Origin of the sequence: Paenibacillus sp. IITD108, assembly GCF_036541265.1 — a bacterium.
In the GTDB taxonomy this organism is placed as follows: Bacteria; Bacillota; Bacilli; order Paenibacillales; family Paenibacillaceae; genus Pristimantibacillus.
In genome coordinates this window covers 63,544-84,580 of sequence record NZ_JAZHCT010000020.1, presented here as the reverse complement: position 1 = coordinate 84,580, position 21,037 = coordinate 63,544, and the positions used below count along the sequence as shown (strand labels likewise).

The 21,037-nt window shown below is 45.1% G+C and carries 14 protein-coding genes; 5 read left to right on the top strand and 9 right to left on the bottom strand.

All coding sequences use genetic code 11. The features are described from left to right. The first annotated feature begins 268 nt into the window (after positions 1–268). The 3 genes from V1L65_RS17845 (at position 269) to V1L65_RS17835 (ending at position 6,042) form a co-directional block, all read left to right on the top strand. The gene (locus tag V1L65_RS17845; protein ID WP_331700572.1) at positions 269–2,563 is read left to right on the top strand and encodes a glycoside hydrolase family 95 protein; all 2,295 of its coding nucleotides are present in this window, start codon (positions 269–271) and stop codon (positions 2,561–2,563) included. 150 nt (positions 2,564–2,713) lie between these two features. Further along, the gene (locus V1L65_RS17840) at positions 2,714–4,441 is read left to right on the top strand and encodes a sensor histidine kinase (RefSeq protein ID WP_331700571.1); all 1,728 of its coding nucleotides are present in this window, start codon (positions 2,714–2,716) and stop codon (positions 4,439–4,441) included. Continuing rightward, positions 4,438–6,042, top strand: coding sequence for a response regulator (locus tag V1L65_RS17835; protein WP_331700570.1), 1,605 nt, complete (start codon positions 4,438–4,440; stop codon positions 6,040–6,042). The genes V1L65_RS17840 and V1L65_RS17835 overlap by 4 nt, the downstream gene beginning before the upstream one ends. A 372-nt stretch (positions 6,043–6,414) precedes the next feature. Here the strand turns inward: V1L65_RS17835 and V1L65_RS17830 are convergent, their stop codons facing one another. Then, entirely contained in the window at positions 6,415–9,066 is a 2,652-nt protein-coding gene (locus tag V1L65_RS17830; protein ID WP_331700569.1) for a glycoside hydrolase family 78 protein, read from the bottom strand. Positions 9,067–9,203: 137 nt separating this feature from the next. Between V1L65_RS17830 and V1L65_RS17825 the strand changes: the two genes are divergently transcribed. Continuing rightward, positions 9,204–10,073, top strand: a complete 870-nt coding sequence (locus tag V1L65_RS17825) for an AraC family transcriptional regulator (RefSeq protein WP_331700568.1) — start codon at positions 9,204–9,206, stop codon at positions 10,071–10,073. A 13-nt stretch (positions 10,074–10,086) separates the two neighbouring features. Here the strand turns inward: V1L65_RS17825 and V1L65_RS17820 are convergent, their stop codons facing one another. Beyond that, positions 10,087–11,403, bottom strand: a complete 1,317-nt coding sequence (locus V1L65_RS17820; RefSeq protein WP_331700567.1) for an FtsW/RodA/SpoVE family cell cycle protein — start codon at positions 11,401–11,403, stop codon at positions 10,087–10,089. Continuing rightward, positions 11,390–11,734, bottom strand: coding sequence for a PadR family transcriptional regulator (locus V1L65_RS17815; RefSeq protein WP_331700566.1), 345 nt, complete (start codon positions 11,732–11,734; stop codon positions 11,390–11,392). Before V1L65_RS17815 ends, V1L65_RS17820 begins: the two co-directional genes overlap by 14 nt. A 427-nt stretch (positions 11,735–12,161) precedes the next feature. Here V1L65_RS17815 and V1L65_RS17810 point away from each other — a divergent pair, with 427 nt between their 5' ends. Further along, entirely contained in the window at positions 12,162–12,911 is a 750-nt protein-coding gene (locus V1L65_RS17810; RefSeq protein ID WP_331700565.1) for a class I SAM-dependent methyltransferase, read from the top strand. Positions 12,912–13,555: 644 nt separating this feature from the next. Here V1L65_RS17810 and V1L65_RS17805 read toward each other — a convergent pair. The 6 genes from V1L65_RS17805 to V1L65_RS17780 all read right to left on the bottom strand — a co-directional run bounded on the left by V1L65_RS17805 (position 13,556) and on the right by V1L65_RS17780 (position 20,976). Further along, positions 13,556–14,407: an alpha/beta fold hydrolase gene (locus V1L65_RS17805; RefSeq protein WP_331700564.1), complete on the bottom strand. Its 852-nt coding sequence runs from the start codon at positions 14,405–14,407 to the stop codon at positions 13,556–13,558. Between the two features lie 257 nt (positions 14,408–14,664). Continuing rightward, entirely contained in the window at positions 14,665–17,115 is a 2,451-nt protein-coding gene (locus V1L65_RS17800; protein ID WP_331700563.1) for a lamin tail domain-containing protein, read from the bottom strand. A 119-nt stretch (positions 17,116–17,234) separates the two neighbouring features. Next, positions 17,235–18,380, bottom strand: coding sequence for a hypothetical protein (locus tag V1L65_RS17795; protein ID WP_331700562.1), 1,146 nt, complete (start codon positions 18,378–18,380; stop codon positions 17,235–17,237). Positions 18,381–18,393: 13 nt separating this feature from the next. Further along, on the bottom strand, positions 18,394–19,140 hold the full coding sequence (locus V1L65_RS17790; RefSeq protein WP_331700561.1) for a glycerophosphodiester phosphodiesterase: 747 nt from the start codon (positions 19,138–19,140) through the stop codon (positions 18,394–18,396). Between the two features lie 57 nt (positions 19,141–19,197). After that, a complete protein-coding gene (locus V1L65_RS17785; RefSeq protein WP_331700618.1) occupies positions 19,198–19,968 on the bottom strand; it encodes a carbohydrate ABC transporter permease in 771 nt (256 codons plus the stop codon). Between the two features lie 72 nt (positions 19,969–20,040). Beyond that, positions 20,041–20,976: a carbohydrate ABC transporter permease gene (locus V1L65_RS17780; RefSeq protein ID WP_331700560.1), complete on the bottom strand. Its 936-nt coding sequence runs from the start codon at positions 20,974–20,976 to the stop codon at positions 20,041–20,043. Positions 20,977–21,037 lie beyond the last annotated feature (61 nt).

Sequence of the window (21,037 nt, the reverse complement as noted above, 5' to 3'; positions counted from 1 at the left end):
AGGGGTTATTTATTCAAGAAAATTGGACTACAACAGCGGTCGGAATCCCAAACTGGATCGCAGTAGCATTTCTTTCTATTGCTTGTTGCCCTATCCACAATTAATCGACACCCTCAAGTGAGTCTCTTTCCTTAGTTAATCCTTTAAATTAGTAAAGGTAAAAAAATTCACGATTGAATAGAAAGAATGCCTGTACTTCACCGTTATTACGGATAGACTAGAATTGATACCTGTTTATTTTTATCTGAAAAGGTGGTGAGGAGCTGCAATGAAATATGACAGCAGGTTGCTTGAACTGCAGCCTGCAGCGGCTTGGACTGACGCGTTCCCTATAGGGAACGGGCGCCTGGGAGCTATGGTGTTTGGCGGCACAGGCACTGAACGGATACAACTGAATGAAGATTCTGTATGGTATGGCGGCAAAAAAGGAAGCAGCCGCACATTGTCCAGGGAGAAGCTGACAGAAATAAGAAGCTTGCTGCAAGCTGGCCATTTGCGCGAGGCGGAAAAGCAGGCGCTGCTTCATATGACCAATACGCCGCATTACTTTTCCCCCTATCAGCCGCTTGGCGATCTTCTGCTGCAGTTTGAAAACATGGATGCTGTAGAGCAATATAAACGCAGCCTGGATTTGAATGATGCGGTCGCTTCCGTTGAGTACAATGCTGCGGGTGTACAGTATAAAAGAGAACTATTTGCAAGCGCGGTTCATCAGGCGATCATTATTAAATTAACAGCATCAGCAGAGCAAAAGCTTAGTCTAACGGCCAGATTTAGCCGCAGACCCTTCGAAGGAACTATTGCTAATGAGGATGAGCATACGCTCATCATGAAAGGTCAGTGCGGACCGGATGGGATCGAGTATGCAGCTGTGCTTAAGGCTATTGTGGAAGGCGGAACCTGTCAAACATCGGGCAATTATGTGGATATTCAAGGGGCAAGCAGCGTTATGCTTGTCGTAACGGCACAAACATCATTTCGCCAATTAGATCCGCAAAAGCATGCATTGGAAGAAGCCGCCCTCTGCGCCTCTGCTCCCTTCGAACAACTGAAGGCGGCGCACCAGCAAGATTACAAAGCTTTATACGATCGTGTTTCACTGGAAATACCGTATGCCCATAGAGATGAGCTGCAGCAAGCAGCGACCTCTCAGCGGCTTAAAAAATATCAAGCAGGCCATGAAGATAATGGCTTGGAGCTGTTATTTTATCAGTATGGACGGTATTTGCTCATTTCCAGCTCGCGTGATGGCAGCTTGCCGGCAAACCTGCAAGGCATCTGGAATGAAAGCTTTACGCCACCGTGGGAATCAGATTTTCACCTTAACATTAATTTGCAGATGAACTATTGGATTGCAGAAACCGGCAATCTGGCCGAGTGTCATACTCCTTTATTTGATTTAATTGAAAGAATGGCCGCAAACGGAAAAGAAACAGCACGCCATTTGTATGGTGCAAACGGATTTGTTGCCCATTCGGTAACGAATATTTGGGCGGAGACAGATATATTTACGGCCTGGACGCCTGCAATCTTTTGGCCAACGGGCGGCGCGTGGCTGGCGCTTCATATGTGGGAGCATTATCGCTATAACGAAGATATAATGTTCTTGCAAGAGCGTGCTTATCCCGTCTTGAAAGAATCGGCATTATTTTTTGCAGACTTTCTTGTAGAGGACGAGCAAGGCAAGCTTGTTTCGGGACCGTCGGTGTCTCCGGAAAATACTTATATAGCTTCCAGCGGACAGAAAGGCTCGCTTTGTATGGGCCCTTCTATGGACTCGCAAGTCATTTACTGCTTGCTTGATGCAGCAGCTAATGCGGCAGAAAAATTAGATACTGACAGCAGGCTTATTGCACAATGGCGCAATATTCAGTCGCGGCTTCCTAAGCCGCAAATCGGCAAGCATGGTCAAATTATGGAGTGGTCGGAGGACTATGATGAGGCAGAGCCGGGACATCGCCACATTTCTCATCTGTTTGCCTTGCATCCAGGTGAACAAATTATACCTCGTCATATGCCTGAATTGGCCGCTGCTGCTCGAACGACGCTGGAACGCAGATTGTCGTATGGCGGAGGGCATACGGGCTGGAGCCAGGCATGGATTGCCAATTTCTGGGCCAGACTGGGCGATGCGGAAAAAGCCTATTCCAGCATTAGACAATTGCTTGAAAAGGCTGTCCACCCCAACTTATTCGGCGACCACCCTCCTTTCCAGATCGATGCCAATTTTGGAGGAGCCAGCGCCATTCAAGAAATGCTCCTGCAATCCCATGGCGGAGAGCTGCAATTTCTGCCTGCCCTGCCGCAGGCATGGCCTTCAGGGAAAGTGAACGGGCTCCGTGCAAGAGGCGGATTTACGATAGATTTGGAATGGAAGCAAGCAAAATTGCTGCAGGCGCGGATTACAGCTACAGCGACAGGAATTATCTCTATTTTTAGCCTTGAACAATTAAAAATCAATAAACCTGAAGCAGCGGTTCAGCTTCATGTTGATGAAAAAAACAATATTTATAGCTTTCAAATGGAGCAAGGCGAGTCTTGCACGATTTCACTTATTTCATAATGATTGTCCGCAAGGATCAACCGCTTCCGCCGTCCTTTGGAGGAGCACGTTGGCCGATTTAGAAAAAGCTTGTCTGCAATTGCACGGTTCTAAAGGTTGTATGTTACAATAATTTTGTTTATTCCGATATAAAGCGAGGAGCGATTAGCCATGTCAAAATTATCCTATCATCGAAGAATACAGCTGTCGTTTCTCGTTTTTATTTTTTTGCCGATTATTGCAGTATCTGTTGGATCTTATATTTTAATTAAGGATTCGATGATCGAAAAGGTCCAGCTTAGCAATGACAACTTTTTGAACGTAATTAATGACGAAATTGCGCGGACCATCGATGATATTTCATTCTCTTCTTTTTATATCGTAAATGACACCCGGTTTAAGGAGTATTTGAGCGATTTTGCCAATACCGAGCGTTTGAACAGTTATAACGACTATCAGATGTATAAACAGATAGAAGATGATTTATCGCTTATTACTTCAAAAACGTTGAACTACAACATTCGTATGTTCCTCGTAAATCGCAAAGACTTTATTATTTCTTCTAATAGCGAAGGCATGAAAAATGTGCAGCTCAATTTGAAAGCCCTGCTCCAAAAGGTGGATACAAAGCAGCTGGAGTCGTTGCAGTGGCTCGGCTTGTTTACAGACGCCACATCCGGGAAGAGCAATTATTTCATTGCAAGAGTGATTCCTTATTTGAACCAAAAAGATCCTGCTTCTATTTTATTAATTAGTATTTCTGACAGTTATTTTGAAGGCTTACTAAAGCCTGTGCAGTTCGGACAGGCCGCATTATTTGATTCTGAAGGCAAAATTATACTAAATAAAAGTGATATTAATTTCGAAAAGACGGATAAGAAAAATGACAATCTGCGCTCTGAAATCATTTTGGACAAAACTGGCTGGAAGCTTGTTTACGAAACGACACAAGAAGCATTAACTGGTCAAATTTCCCGTACTTTCTATACGGCGATTGCATGCATAATCGGCTTGTTTTTTGTATTCTCCATTTTCTCCATGTATATTGCCAAGAAGCTGTATACTCCAATTCAAAAGCTGCAGCGGGTTGTGCGGCAATTCGGTATGGGGAACTTAGATATGCGCCTGGATGTAAAAGGTGAGGATGATATTGCGGAGACGAGCAAATCAATAAATACGATGCTGGATCAGCTGCAAAAGCTGATCGCAGATATTGAACAGGAACAAGAACAGAAAAAAGTAATGGAGCTGGAAGCACTATTTATGCAAATCCGGCCTCATTTTCTTATAAATACGCTTAATTCAATTAAATTCAGTCTTATGCTGCAAAAGGATCAGCTGCACTCAGGCGTTATTGACTCCTTAATGAATTTGCTTCGCGCATACTTGAAAGTCAGCGAGCCTGTTACACTGCAGGAAGAGTGCAGATTGCTTCGCCACTATGCCGATATTATGCAAATTCGCAATGAAATGCAAATTGATTTGCAATTTCAGCTGGATCGTTCCACCGAGCGGCTAATTATTCCAAAGCTTGTTCTTCAGCCCGTTGTAGAAAATGCAATAGTGCACGGTTTGGTTGATGTGCCTGATCCAAAAATTATTGTTCGCGCCAGCTGGGACAAGCAGGATGTTGTCATCGTGATTGAGGATAATGGCGAAGGGATGGAACAAGAGCAGCTCGATTCACTTAATCACCTTTTGCAGAATGATGATCCGGAGAAATACTCATCCTATGAAAGAGTTGGGCTTATTAATGTCGTGCGAAGGTTAAGGCTTACATTCGACCAATCCGTTTCATTAACCTTGCAGTCGCTTGATACAGGCGGAACTGCAGCTATTATTCGCATACCGATTCAAGAAAGTGAATTACTTGTATCAGGGGAGGCAGCTAAGTTATGATGCATAAAGTGATGATTATTGACGATGATGTGCCTGTGCTAAAGGTGCTGGAGCAAATGATTAACTGGGAAGAATTGAATTTGCAGCTAATCGGAACAAGCTACTCCAGTACAAAGGCTATGCATTTGTTTCAAGAGATGTCACCGGACATTATCATTACGGACATTGGCTTGCCGAAGAAAAACGGAATTGAGCTTGCCGAAATGTTTATTAAGCAGAAGCCGGGTGTCCGAATTATTTTCCTAACCTGTCACGAGGATTTTCATTACGCCCAGCAAGCAGTTAAGCTTGATGCCGATGATTATTTAATTAAAGATCAATTGACGGAAGAACAGCTCAAGGAAAGTTTGCTGAAGTCGATACGATTTTTAGCCCCTAAAGATCAAACCGGGCTGGAGAAAATGTCGAATTATAATAATGATTTGTATAAGCAAGGGCTGTTCCAACGAATAATAGATGGAGTGCGCACTGAAGAAATTTTGGTACATGCCAAACAATTGGGCATCAAATGGGAATACCCCGACTTTATGATTGCTGAGGCGAATATGGTTTACGCCACTTTTGATGAATTTTACGAAAAAAAGGACATCCTTTCCATTTTATATGCTGTATATAATATTGCAGTAGAGCTTTCTGATTCCTATGAAGGAATTACTGTTTTTTTGGAGCAGGAGAATAAGAATATTATTATTATTTATAACTTCCGCCCAAATTTAGCGCATAATACGGAGCAGCATTTACAGCACTTTATGAAAAATCTGTATGACCGCTGCGTCCAGTTTTTGAAAATCCGGTTGCGTATCCTCATCTTTACAGATCGGACAGATCTTCAAACGCTGCGGGCTATTTATTTGCAGACTGATAAGGAGCTGAATCTGTTTTACGAGCCGGAGGATGTTATTGTTACGAGCCGAAAGCAGTTTAGCCGGATCGTTTTTTCATCGAGGACCGAACAGTTTCTTGACAACTATAAAGCGCAAATTGAACGCACATTGGTAAAAAGCGATAAGGAAGGCATTGCTTCGGTACTGCAAGAAATATTAAGCACAGCGAAGGATAGAATCGAGCCGCATGCTTTTATAAGCAGCGCTGCTTTTTTACTAAGGGAGCTTGAAATGGCATTTGCCGGACGAAGCGACGAGGATTGCTACTATTATATGGGCATCGCAAAAAACGCAGATGATGTGTTAGATCTGATGCAGCGGCGTTTGAATGAGCTTTTGTTGAACCGGGGCGAGCGTACAGCCTCCGTGATTCAAGAGCCAAAACTGCAAGTGATTCAAAATTATATCGATGAGCATTTGTCTGAAAATATTACTTCCATAGATATGGCGTATTATCTATATTTGAATCCAAGCTACTTTTCCCGTTATTTTAAAAGATTGACCGGCATTAATTTTACTGACTATGTCCACCAATACAAAATGGAGATCGCTTCAAAAATATTAAAAACCTCAAATCAGACTTTGGAATCGGTGTCCATGATGCTTGGTTATTCGGATAGACCATACTTTTCTAAAGTGTTCAAAAAATATGTCGGCATGACGCCCAGCGATTACAAGCTGAAGCATGGCCTTGGCAATAGCGGCAGTAAAAAATGATTGCTGTAAACGTCTACCGTAAAGCATCAATATAAGGAAAAGAGATCTAGCAGATCAGCTGCTAAACCACGAAGGTGTCTTTTATATGGGCCATCAACACGTATTCTATAATTAACTGACAAAATTGCTCTAACGGATGTCAGCGATGCTATTTCGATTATTTTAACTCATTTGAGCTTTTAACGGTTGCCACGAGCGCTATTGTGCCATTTCCCGTGAAAAATCAGTGTTTTTTGGGAATTAAGCACAATAGCAACCGTTAAAAAATTCAAGCTGTCATTTTTGCACGAATAGCGTTTGTGGCAACCCTTAGAAGTTAATCATTGCTCGGTAGCCGATTACATCCAGCCAAATTCCTCGCAATTCGTTCCTTTACCAAGTAAAACGATATTCCCCTGAGCCTGCCAGCATGGAAACCCCATTCTCCACTTGTTCAACTGAACTTATTCCTTCGGTCTGCTGCAGCGGAATTTCCGATTCCATCGTTTTATCGCTATCTGCTCCCGGAAGAACAATTGTGGCAGTCGTGTTAGGCGGGATCACAACGAGCAGTTCCATAGCACCGTCCTCTGCTCTGCTCCACTTGGAGCGTATGCTTCCGTACATCGTATTCAGGCTGCCGTCAGCCCAGCTTAATTGATCTCCTGGCTGCGGACGGACAAAAATATGCTTGTAGCCTGCTTTTTCCTCATCCGTATCTATTCCTGCAACGCAGCGATACATCCAATCCCCAATAGCGCCATATGCATAGTGATTGTAGGAATTCATATCTTTGCTCCAGAAGCTGCCATCCTCTCTGATGCCGTCCCAGTGCTCCCAAATCGTTGTAGCGCCTTTGGTTACCTGATACAGCCACGATGGATAATCCTGTTGGAAAAGCAGCCGATACGCTGTGTCCAGCTGGCCATGATCGCTTAGCACATGATTCAAATAAGGTGTTCCTACAAAGCCGGTTGTAAGATGGAACTTGCTTTCCTCCATCAGCTCCATCAGCTTAGCGACTGCCCGCTCCTTCGCTTTCCCTTGCAGCAAGCCGAACATGAGCGCCAGTACTTGTGCAGTCTGCGTAGATACAGATAAACGCCCGGCAGGTGTTACGAATTCCTCCGTATATGCCGCCACAATGTCTGCATACAGCTTGGCGTAATACTCGGCATCCTCTGTTTTGCCAAGCACAGCCGCTGTTTTTTGCAGCAATGAAGTGGAGTAAGCATAAAAAGCTGTTGCTATATAATCCCTGTCTGTCGCGCCGACATAAGAATCCGGCTTGGCATCGAGCCCTAGCCAATCACCAAAGTGAAAGCCTGTATTCCACAAAAATGGATTGTCCCCCTGCTGTTGAATATAGGAGACCCAAGCTTTCATACTGCTGTACTGCTCCTTTAAAATTCTTTGGTCGCCATATGCCATGTACAGCGTCCATGGAACAATAACAGCTGCATCCCCCCAAGCCGATGAAGAGTGCGACTCCTTGCTGAGCACATTCGGAATTACAAACGGGACTCCTCCATTTTCTAGCTGGTCGGCCGCAAGATCCCGGCTCCATTTTGTAAAGAAAGGCGCTACATTGTACAGATAGGTTGCCGTCCGAATGAACATCTGAGCATCGCCAGTCCAGCCTAACCGTTCGTCGCGCTGCGGACAATCCGTCGGCACATCGAGAAAATTGCCCTTCAGCCCCCACTCAATATTATGCTGCAGCTGATTAATGAGATGATCCGAGCACTCAAATGTTCCTATAGCAGGCATATCAGAATGCAGAACGATTCCCGTGAAATCACCAAGTTGCACACCAGCATCGAAACCGATTAGTCTAATATACCGAAAACCTTGAAATGTAAAGCGCGGCTCATAGGTTTCCACATCTGCACCCTTTAATGTATAACAAATCGTTACCTTGGCACTGCGCATATTTTCCATATAGAAGTTTCCGTCGTTGTCCAGTACCTCCGCATGATGGATTTCTATTGTCGAACCAGCATCTCCGCGAACCCTAAACCGCACCCAGCCTACCATATTTTGACCAAAGTCTATAACTGTCTCGCCTTTAGGCGTTTGAATAAGCGCGATCGGCTTAATCTCCCCGGTTTTGCGAACCGGCTCATTCTCCTGCGCCACAAGCTGGCTAAGCCCGCGTTCAACACGGACAGCCTGCTGCCAAGCACTGTCATGGAAGCCAGCCTCGCTCCAGCCAGGCTGCTCCAATCTTGCATCATACGTTTCGCCGTGGTAAATCTCTGACATTAATACCGGACTTGCGGAAGCCAACCATTGCTCATCCGTTGCTATTGTTTCGACACTGCCGTCTTCATACCAAATATGCATTTGTAGCAGCAATGCGATTTGGCTGCCGTAAATATCTTTCTGATCCTGCCAGCCCAAATTGCCGCTGTACCAACCTTTCCCCAGCATGGCGCCAATAGCATTTTCTCCTTCTTGCAGCATGCTCGTCACATCATAGGTCTGCACCTGCAGACGGTGATTATAACTCGTCCAGCCTGGCGTAAAATAACTGTCTCCTACACGAGCGCCATTAAGCTCTAGCTCATACAACCCTAGCGCAGTGGTATAAATACGCGCCTGGCGAATGCCAGCCTTCAGTTCGAAGCTTTTGCGCAGCAATGGCGATTGCTCAGCATCTTCAGCAATTACTTCTGCGGGAGCGCCAATCCAATGCGCTGACCAATCGGAGGTATGGAGCAGCCCTGTTTCCCAGAAAGCAGCCGCCGACCAATCCGAGCTATCTCCTTTATTGCTCCAGCTTTTTACCCTGTAGTAGTACCGCGTGCTCGAAGCAATTTGCACATCAACAATTTCTACATGGGTCGATTGATCGGACTCCACTTTTCCAGAGCTCCAAATAATCCGGCTAAACTCCGCGTCCGCAGCGACTTCGATTTCGTAGGCGGTTTGCAGCACTGCTCTCTCATCCGTTTTCAGCTTCCAGCTAATTCGCGGGCGGCGTACGTCTATCCCTATCGGATTGACCTTATATTCACAGCGTAAATCTACCACTTCAAGCATTGATTTAGCACTCCTCTCTATTGCCAACATTTAGTTCTATAATAAGGGAGCAGCTGTTATAATATATTAGATGAATCAGACATTTTAGTATGGCAATTACGACATTATTCATCATGTAAATATAGAGGTGAATCGGTATGAGTCATTCCATTACTACTTTAAAGAGCCAGCCGATGTTTCGGAATGGGCCGCAAATATATATCAATCGCGCTATTGAAGATTTTAACCTTCCTTTACACGATCATGAGTTTATCGAGTTTGCCTATGTTGCAGAAGGCGGCGGTTTCCATCATATTAATAACGAGGTTTACCGTGTTCACAAAGGCGATCTTTGTTATATCCCAATAGGTGTGCCCCATGTATTTCGGCCTGCAACTACCAACATAAGCAAACACCCTCTAATTGTGTACAATTGCGTGCTCAGCTTGGATCTTTTGTTTAAACTAGCTTCAGCCTGTTCAAATAACAGCACCCGTTCATTTATTGAATCTTTATCAAGCAGCGGCACCCTTCCTTTCTCTATTTCGGATCAAAATGAAGCCATTGAAAAAATATTTTTTGCGCTGCACAGAGAATACTCCATACAGCAGGAGGATTCTGATGATTTCTTACAGGCTCTAGTACTCCAGCTGCTCCTTGTTATAAAACGGATAAAAGAAAAGAAAAATTATCGCCCTCCTAGTGATAAGCTTACTCTGTTCGATCAGCTGCTAAGCTATGTCGATCAGCATTTTCATGAAGATTTAAAGCTCTCTGAGATTGCCAAAATAAGCATGTGGAGCGAGCGTCATCTTCAAAGATTATTTCAGCGGCATACAGAGCAGAACTTCAGCCGTTATTTGCAGTCGTTGCGCATACAAAAAAGCCAAGAGCTTCTTAGAAGCACTCAGCTTAAAGTTTCAGCTATTGCAGAAATGGTCGGCTACAAAGATTTCGGCTACTTTTTAACTGTATTTAAACGCATCGTTGGAACGACGCCTAGTCAATATCGGCAATCACTAGATTAAGCCTTCAATACAGCTAAGACGACAAACTGCCGCTGACTAGGTTCGTTCTCCTATGTACGGAGAGCAGCAAGCCCAGCAATGCCATATTAGCCACAAACCCGGCAGCGCCAAAAGAAATTAGCGGAAGAGGCAAGGACATGGCCTGCATAACACCGATATTCGACAATACGTAAATGATAATCTGCCCTGCGAGGGCAAGACAAACTGCGAAAGATACAAGAAAACCGTATGCGTGCTTCTGCTTCAATACCGAAATTAGCAATCTAGCTATGAAGATAAGCAGAATCGATACTAACGCTATCCCTGGAATAAGTCCCAGCTTCGCAATGATATACGTTAGCGATAAATCCGTGGACCAAGCCGGCAATATACGATCAAGCGTTAAATGATCAGCATAACCGCTAAGCGCCGCCTCCCCCATTGGCTGTGAAGAAGCAAACAACTTCCTAACTGTCGCAAGTTGATACCCAGATCCAGCTGTGTCGCTGCTGTCAAAAAATGATTGGATTCTTGCAAAATGATAGGCTGACATGTTAAAGAATGAAAGCAGCAGTACAAGCGATGCCGGAGCATAGGCGATAAGAAGGCTTGGCAGCCGCTTGCCTCCAAAATACCCTTTTGTGATCGCAACAGTCATTATTATTAAACAACAGCTCGTGAACAGCGCAAAGGAAGAAAAGGATGGCGCCATTAAAAACATAACCCCTGCTGCGGCATAGCACAAGCTGCTGTACAAAATGCCGGCATAACCTTTATTTCTAAAGCTGTAGACTAAACCGGCAAATGCGGGAATCAACACTAAGGAAGCGTAAGTGATGAAGGTGTATGAACCATTAATTTTCGTTGTTGAAACGAGCCAGCCGGCAATCGTCATGGCAAATAAAATAAAGAAGACAAGCCTTGCATGGCGCCCAAGCCACGTATAATCAAAAAAATACAAAAGCGCAAAGGCAGCTATACCAATCGGCGCGTACATAAGAAAATGCAAAAACATACCCTCACTGTAAGGCTCGCTGATTTGCGAAAAAAAGTATTGAATCACACCGCTAACTACGACGAATAATGCGGCAATAATTAGAATCGACCATTCCGTCTTAGGCCGATGCGTCTTATCAAGCTGCCTGCCGACCACGTATGGATCGCCCATTTGCTGAACAGCCTTTAAGGTTGCCGCTTCCTCCTCCATCCCTTGCGATATGTATTCACTCTTTTGATCCTCAATATGATCCGTCAATTCCCTTCGTATACTTCTATGAATGCCCTTATAGCGTATCTCCTTGCACACCTCTTCTAAAAAAGAAGCAACGTAGTTCCTGCTAGATGATTGCACAATTCGCCCCTCCCAGCACTTGATTTACAATTGAAGTATACGTCGTCCATTGCGCCTTTTGCTCTGCAAACAATTGCTTGCCCTGCTTAGTAATGCGATAGTATTTGCGCGGTCTGGCGCTGTCTTCCGCCTGCTCATATGACTCTATCATCCCTTGCTGCTCCAAATTATGAAGTATCGGATACAGCGTCCCTGCTTTTAGCGTAAAAGCACTTTCTGAGCGGCGCTCCAATTCGCTGATCATTTGATAGCCATACATATCGCTGCTGTCAAGAAGCTTTAAAATAAGCAATGTTGTGCTTCCGCTCATCAAACTTTTATCAATTTTCATTTCATCCCGTCCTCCTTATATATCGATCATCTATATAACATTGTATATAGACGATCGATATATGTCAATAAATAATATATAGTTCGTCGATATATGTCCGCATGGCATTCGCTTGCCTGCCAAGCTTTCGTCCAACTATAATGAAAATAATCTTTCTATAATGAAACTATCTTTCCATGATGGAATTACTTTCCTTGATGGAACTAACTTTCCATGATGGAATTATCTTTGCATGATGGAATTATCTTTCAATTGGGGTGAATGGGATGTCCTTCCGTATCGTTCGAGGTATTTAGTTTTCGGGCTGGAAAAAACGCGTACCAGCTATCAAGGGGGAAGTCTGCCCTTTTGATCCATAGAAGCTATGCTTTGAATGTAAATAGAATGGCTATTTCAATCTGTACTCAATGAAAGGTGGAGCATAACTATGCAAACACACGATTATAAGCTGTTTTATGATCAAGTTGGACAAAGGAACGGATGGGATTTCAGCAAGGTGAAATGTCAATCTGAAGGAAAGCAGTGGGACCTATATCATGAAGTAGTGAAAATTTGCAAAAAATCAGATGTGCTGCTCGATATCGGAACCGGCGGTGGGGAAGCTATTTTAAAAATATCCGATTCGGCGCTGCTTTTGGTAGGTATTGATCAATCGTCAAGCATGATAGAAACAGCCATTAACAATGGTGCCGCAGCGGATAAGCCTAATGTGCGTTTTATGCAAATGGATGCAGAAAAGCTGGATTTCCCTAACCGCTTCTTCCAGATCGCTTCCTGCAGACATTCGCCATTTTGTGCGAGAGAGGTAGCCAGAGTGTTAGGCGATGGCGGGATATTTCTTACTCAACAGGTTAACGAAAACGACAAGCAAAATATAAAAGAAGCATTCGGGAGAGGACAAACGTATGGCACACCGGCAGGTACATTAAAACAGCAATACATTTCAGAATTGCGTGACGCAGGCTTTGCCGATATCCAGTCATTTGAATATCAGGTGACCGAGTACTATCAAACAGCGGAAGATTTGATCTTTCTGTTAAAGCACACACCTATCATTCCCGACTTTGGACATCAGGCATCCGATTTTAATATACTGCAGCAATTTATTGACGAAAACCAATGCGAGAAAGGCATCAAAACAAACGCTGCTCGTTTTGGAATTATCGCGAAATTATAGAATTGTCCATCCGTCAGCGCGGTCACTCGTTCCGCTATTTGCCTTAAAACTACCATTTTTTTATTTTCGCGGTCACCTGTTCCGCTATTCAGCTCAAAATGATGCTTTTTCTGCGATTGATGGGTCAATAGCGGAACGTCTGTCACTTTGCTGCCTCGAAACAGCGATTTTGGACGTAATAGCGGAACGTCTGACCGGCTAGGAAGCTTTTGATTCCATATTGACCCTCACTCCCCTTTCTCGCTGTTTACCCACGTTTGCTCATATTCACGCGGTCACTCGTTCCGTTATTTGCCTTAAAACTACCATTTTTTTATTTTCGCGGTCACACATTCCGCTATTCGGCTCTAAATGATACTTTTTCTGCGATTTATGGGTCAATAGCGGAACGTCTGTCACTTTGCTGCCTCGAAACAGCGATTTTGGACGTAATAGCGGAACGTCTGACCAGCTAGGCTAGTGAAACTGGAGATTCATCGCGGATTAGGTCTGTTGAAGCTCAACAGACTTAGCGGGGGAGCATGCGCTCCCCCGCTTTTTCCATTACGCTCACAGCTCAGCTTTCCGCTACGCTCGCAGCCCTGCTCTGCTTCTCCATTACACTCGCATCTCCGCTTCGTTACGCGCACAGCTCTGCTTTTCCATTACGCCCTCAGCTCTGCTTTCTCGTACACAATCTTCAAGTAGTTAGCGATTACGCGAGAGAGCTGATTCGGCACTTCCACCAGGCTCATATGCGACACATCTTCAAACGTGTTCTCCAGTATATGCGGATAGCCGAAGGTGGAGTCTGCCACGCCTTTGCAAGTAATAGTGAAGGAATCGAGCGGCGATATGACATCATCCTCAGCACCGGCGACGAGCAGAATCGGATAATCCGCTTCAGCCAGCACATGGCTGCGGTCCGGCCGATTCATCATCGCTTGCAGTGCCCCAATAGCTCCTTCCTGATTCATATGAAGGCCAATATGAACGATATGCTGGATGTCCTCCTGCATGTTCTGCTTCTTAGACTCTGTAAACAGCTTCGGAACAAGCTTCTCCACATAGCTGTTAATACCGTTAGCTGAAATATCGTCAATATCATGGCGTCTTTTTTCCTTCGTCTCCTCTGTATCCGGCAAAGCGGTTGAATGAATAAGGCCTAGACCCAGCAGTCTCTCCTTATACTTCTCTGCAAATGCGAGCGCCACATATCCCCCCAGCGAATGGCCGAACATAACGACTTTATCCAATTCCAGCTTTACCATCAGTTTATATATATCATCTGCCATTGCTTCAATAGAATAATCGCCATCAGGTGCATATGAGCCCCCATGTCCGCGCAATTGTGGCATAATAATGCGATACTTATCGCTTAGCAGCGGACAAACCTTGTGCCAGTAATGAGATGAGCCGCAGAAGCCATGAAGCAAAATGATAACGCGCCTGCTGCTCTCTCCGCATTCTTCATAGACCAAATCATTTCCGTTGACACTTGCTATATGCTTTTTCATTGTGAAACACCTGCCTTAATTAGTTTGAATTGCGGCTTTCTATTTTGTAAACTATATTTTCGCCTTTGAAACATAAGTTCTGATGAATCGACCGTTTCGAGCCTGCAACAGATGCCACAAGTAGTGACGCTGCATGTCCCCGGCTAAGGATGTACCATTGCTCAAAAAAAAGACCGATCCCCCCCCATAAATGAGGGCAATCGGTCATTATCACTGCTATAGAAATCGGTCATTATCACTGCTATAGTTGTCAATATTTATTGCAAACCTTCCCACAATGGCAGGCTTACTTTTCGAATATGATCACTTACAAATGTAGTCGTATAGCGATAGCGGGTCGCACCTGATTCAAACAATACATACACATCATCGCCAACCGCAATGACACCTTCGGACATGGCAGGCAAATGAAGCAAGCTGTTGCCCGATGCCCGCTCCTGGTTATCGAGGAACCATACCGGCACAGAGACGCCATTATACATAACTGTCGTATGCGGCGCAGTCGCAAGCGGATTATTATACCGCGTCAGATGGCTATCCGCGTAACGGTTATAGGACTGGCTTGTAATGACATAATCATCCGTAAAAGTTGCTCCCTGTACACTATCCGCAATACTCAAAATGTAGCTTGGCACGGCAGTGTTGACAGGCAGGTCGGTAATAGGGTCAAGCTCATAGCCTGCCAGCCAGGCATTATACGTATTGCCATCCCGATTCACCATCGCATGGCTCGGATCAGTCGGGCTGCTGCTGGCATAAAACTCACCGGCCCACAAAACGCCATTATGATAGGTCGCAGAAGAGCCGCGTGTAGGCGTTAAAAACTTATCGCTGAATGCAAGCTCATCATTATCGGCAGCCTGCTCCAGCGCATCCTTCGGCAAGCGGTGCAAATATTCGCCCGATGACACCCAAATATTATGCTTGGATACCGTAACGCCGCCCGCATGGCCAACATACGGCGTGCCATCATCATTATTAAGCAGAACTGATTTAATCAGCTGGCCATTGCTTGCATCGATAACAGATAAGCTGCTCGGTCGCTTGTCGCGCATATAGGCGGACATGATAAACCAGTCATTGTCCGCATCATAGGCAATGCCTTGCGGTACAATATCCTGATGGAGGCCTGGAATTAAAGCCCCCTCCTCGCTCACTTGCCAGAACTGGTCAAACATGGCACCCGGCACGCTGGAGCCAACCGTTTGCTGTGTCAAAATCTGATGGCCCGGTGTTGCGGAGATTACAGACTGCTGGGACTCATTGCCTGACGTATCCACTGCCGTGACCGCAAGGCTGACGCTGACATTGCCCCATAGCTGAGATATAACGGCCTCCTGCTGTGCGGCCGGCACACTCCATTCCAGCGCACCGTCTTTGTAAATGCGGTAGCTGTCCAGATCAGACTCCGCGTTAGGCAGCCAATTCAGCTGTACAAAGCCGTCACCCGCTATCGCCTGCAGGCCTTGCGGCATAGCTGGAGGAATTGCGTCCTGCTTCGGTTTCGCAGGCACCTGCCCAGCATGAATCCAGCCCGGCGTAGGTGTTTGTGCCACGCCTGTTTTGCGCATCAGCTTCGACCCGTCGACAGGATAGCTGTACGAGGTCGATGTTCCTAGTGCAACATCCTTTACGGTGTCATTATAGGATGCGCGGACAACCTCCCCGCCCTGTGGATCGGCAAGCGTCACAATATGCTTGCTCGTATTGACTAAGCCGCCGACTCCCCCCATGCGGTACAGCTCACTGCCGCTCAGCCACTTAAGCTGATAAGAGTCATAATAATAGCTATTAAATCCTTCTACTATAATGGGATCAATCTCTACTACATGCGTCCATATAACAAATGTGCTGTAAGGCTCGATTACTGCGCCGGCACCGATTGCCTGCTCCCACTTCAGCGCATTGCTGCCGCTTAGCAGGCTGAGCTTGTAATTTTCCAAGGAAATAGGCAAAGCCGTCGTATTATACAGCTCGACATATTCAAAAGCATCAAAGCCCGCATAATTATCAGTATCCTGAACCAGCTCCGTAATAAGCAATTTCGGCAATGCTGACGGGATAGGCGATGTGCTGTCAAATTGTCCAGGCACGATGCTGCCAGGAGTCGCTTCCTGATCATTGGCAATTCGTACAGCATCCACTCCACTTGCAGGAGGACCATATATAACGCTGCGATCGGTAATGCCGTCTACGCCTGCATCATTGAAATAAGCTGCTGCTACGAGACTGCCAGCTGCATTTTCTATGCCCACTCTCCGCTTGGATGTATCATGCAGCCCTTGCGCTGCTGTTGTAAGCGATACTTCGACCACTTGCGAAGCAGACAGGCTGACGCCATAATTTTGGTTAAACATAGCAAGCGTAGGTTTAGGGGAAACATTATATTTTTGCAGCCACAGCACAAGCGTGCTGTTAGGGGCAATCGTTTTACCTATAGGCCAGCGATTGGCAGCGCTATCAAAATTCGATGTGTAATAAAGCAGATGATAACCTGAAAGATCAATTGGCGCATCCGACATGTTATAGATTTCGACGTATTCATACAGCTGTCCACTGCCGCTTGATTTAGCGACAATTTCACTAATAACTATTCCTGGATTGGATGAATTAGCTTCAGCCCTCGCAGCTGCCGCTCCTTGAAAATAAATCGAACATAAACAGACCATCAGTACAGCAGCGACCATTTTTCTCAAGGTTTTTCTCATAACATCCTCCTTATTTGCACTTATTATTTTTACCGCCTGATCATAGAGCCCGGCATCCCCCCTCTCTATTGAAATGAGGGAACGCTAATGAAATCAGCCATTCCCTCACACTAGCCGCCCTACTTGGCTGGCAGCTTGTCAAGCTCCACATATTGAATGCGGTCGAGCGGATAACTTCCCGAGTCGCGGTAATTATCTGCTGCAGATTCAAACAGGACATATAGCGTTTGATCCTTCACAATGGCGCTTTCTGACATCGGCGGCCCTTCCAGCTTCTGGATCATATTTTCCTTATCCAAAAACCACACCGGAACCTCCACGCCGTCTATCGTGACGTGCTGATGCGGTTTTTCCAGCAGCACATTTTCGTGAAAATGCAATTCACTGCTATTGTTTCTGCCAAACGATTGGCTTAAAATAATTTGATCCTCAAGCAGCTCGACACCCTGCATGCGATCAGCTACGGATAAAATATAATCCGGCCGCGCCGGGCGCTGGTCAAGCCGCTCCTGAGGTAGGGTATCCGTCTCTTCATCCAGCTTGTAACCCATAATCCAGGCATTATACTCCTCACCGGCCCGATTCATTAGACGATGCTCTATATTTGTAGGATAATCTAGGCCATGGGCAAATTCCCCAACCCACAACACGCCATCCGCATAGGCATTAAAGGAAGCGCGAGTGTCCGTTTCGATACGATCGGAAAATTTCAGCTTGGCATTGGAATCACCATTATAAATATCTTCAAGCTTAATTTGATAAAGATGCTTGTCCGACGAAACCCACGCATGCTGCTTGCTGACAGCTACTCCGCCCGCATGGCCTGCATAGACGCTTCCATCTTCCTTATTCAAATGAAAGTACTTCACCATATCGCCAGAATCAGCATCGAGCAACGATAATACGGAAGCTCCGCCAGCCGCACGATAATGCGATACGATGAACCAATCCTTTTCCTTTATATAATCCAGCCCTTGCGGCACAAGATCCAGCTCCAGACCGGGAATAACCGGTCCCGGCTGCATAATATCAAGAAGCTGCTTAAACTCCGGCTTATCGAGCTGGAACTTAATGTTAGCCTCCACCTGAGTAATATTTTTACTCGTTTTATCCACTTTCGGCTGTTCTGTACTCGGATTGCTTTCCTCCGCTGCCGGCACTGTTGCGCTCGGCTCCGCTTCTTCACCAGTAGTCGATGAGCCGCAGGCAGCTGCAACGAGCAGAAACAAAGCTGTGCCTGAAGCCATCATAAGTTTACGCAGCAATGGCTGTAACCTCCTATTGCAGTTGCTTTTCTTCCTCCAGCACCTTTCTAAGTACGGCAGGGTAATCTGTAATGATGCCTGAAACTTTGCAGTTGATCGCCTTTCTCATATCCTTTTCCGTATTAATCGTATACGGATAGACATGCAGTCCATGGCTTTTGGCGTCAGCAACGTCCTCCTTGCTGATCCGTTTCATATTCGGATGCAAGGAATACACCGGAACCTGCATAATAACAGCCGCATCGCGGTGTCTGACAAAATTCACGTTATAGAGCAGGCCAATCTTCACTTCCGGCTCCAGCCCTTTAAGCACTAGCAGGCTCTTGAAATCAAAGGAGGATACAACAACATTGTCAACACGGTTTTTCTCGCGCATCAATTGGATCAGCTTCGCTTCAATTTCATGGCCGTACGGGTACTTGACTTCGACGTTGATCATAATGTGAGGAGGAACCAGATCAAACACTTCCTCCAGCAATGGAATTTGCTCGCCTGCGTACTTCGCGTCAAACCAGCTGCCAGCATCCAGCGCTTTAATTTGGTCTACCGTCATTTCATGAATATGCCCTTTGCCATTCGTCGTACGGTCAACCGTCGCATCGTGGCACACAATAATTTTTCCATCCTTGGATAAGTGAACATCTAGCTCGATGGCATCGCATTGCTGCTCAAGCGCAAGCTTAAAAGCGGCCATTGTATTTTCTGGCGCCTCGCCAGCGCTGCCTCGATGTGCAATAATTAGCGGTTTCGTAAGTTCCATCCTCAATCCTCCTAAGTACTTGTATATTGGAGCTGCTCTCTCTATAGTTGAATAGCTCTATTTGAAAGTGGAATTCGACATGGCGGATACAATATGCTTCTGTGCAAAGAAAAATACCAGTATGATTGGGATAATGACCATAATACTCGCCGCGCTAAGCAGATGGAATGTAAGTGCTTCGTCACCTGCAATGGCATCGCGCATAGAGGCAATTCCCAAAGTTAATACACGCATTTTCTCTGTATTCGTCATAACAAGCGGCCAGAAGTATTCATTCCAGCTGCTAATGAAGGTTAATACCGTAAGTGTTGCAATAGTCGGGTAAGCCATCGGTGACAGAATACGGTACAAAATTGTAAACCGTCCTGCGCCGTCCACTCGTGCAGCTTCAAGAACATTATCATTAATCGACTTAAAGGACTGTCTTAGCAAAAAGATAGCGTAAGCCGAAGCGCCATGCGGAATAATTAAAGCATAAAAGGTATCAATCCAATTCAGCTTTGAAAGCATGACATAGATCGGTACGAACGTAACCTGGGTCGGAACGATAAGCGCCGCCAGTACGAATAAGAAAAACTTATCTCTTCCCCAAAAATTTCCTTTAGCAAACGCGAATGCTCCCCAAAGCGTAATATTCATTTGAAGAATAAGTATGCCTGACGTCTTTATAATTGTATTAAGCAAATAGCGATCGAATCTCGCTGAATTCCAAGCCTCTATATAGTTTCTCCACAAAAATTTCTCCGGCCAAAAGGAAGGCGAAGCCAGCCTTAGCTCAAATGATGATTTGAACGACGTAATTAATAGCCAATAGACAGGGAAAAACATAATCGCGGTTACTGCTATTGCAGCTATGATACGTGAACCTTTAAAAAATGATTTCGCCACTTTCTGTTCCCCCTATCCTTCGTAATGAACTTTCTTCTTTGATACGGCAAACTGCAACGCAGTAAGCGCGATAATGATTATAAAGAAAATAACAATAAGGGCGGAGGCTCTTCCTGTTCTGTAATCCTGGAAGGCCATCTCGTAAATCCAATAAACAACTGCTTTGGTAGAGTTCAGCGGTCCACCGGCTGTCATAATCTTGATCGATTGGAACACCTGCATAGATGAAATAAAGTTAGTTACGACAAGGAACAGCGTAATAGGAGACAGCAGCGGCAATGTAATATAACGGAATTGCTTGAACTTGCCTGCACCGTCAATATTGGATGCCTCATAGTAATCTTTTGGAATACCGCGCAAGCCGCCAATAAAGATGATCATCGCAAAGCCGACGCCTTTCCATAAGGAGACAGTGACTACGGCCCCGAGCGCTGTGCTCGTATTCGTCAGCCAATTGACAGGGTCCAGGCCAATCCAGTTCATAAATGCATTTGCCAGACCAAAACGCTCGTTGTAGATCCATAGAAATACCATCGATGCGATAACCATGGAAATATAATATGGCATGAAAACGATCATACGCAGAAAGTTGAAAAATCTAGTAGATACGTTAAACAGCAATGCCAAGCCTAACCCAATAAGCAAGGTGAAAAATACATCAATAAGGGTAAAGCTGACGGTTACCTTCATTACCTTTGCAAACATTTCGCCCGTTAATATTTTTGTATAGTTATCAACGCCGACATAATCCTTGTTCGGCTTGATCATATTCCAATTCGTAAAACTCAAATATACAGAATAAACTAGAGGATAAAATACGAATGTCGTTAACAAAAAAATGGCTGGTGCGGCAAATCCAAAATCTTTCCATTTTTCTTTTAATCTAGAATAAGTACGCTTGGTTTTTGTAACCGGTACTACTTGTGGAGGGCTGCTCTCTGCTTTCATACAAAAACCTCATCTCTATTAAAATAATCCGCTAGCTAGCAAAGCTTGCTATATTTTAAAG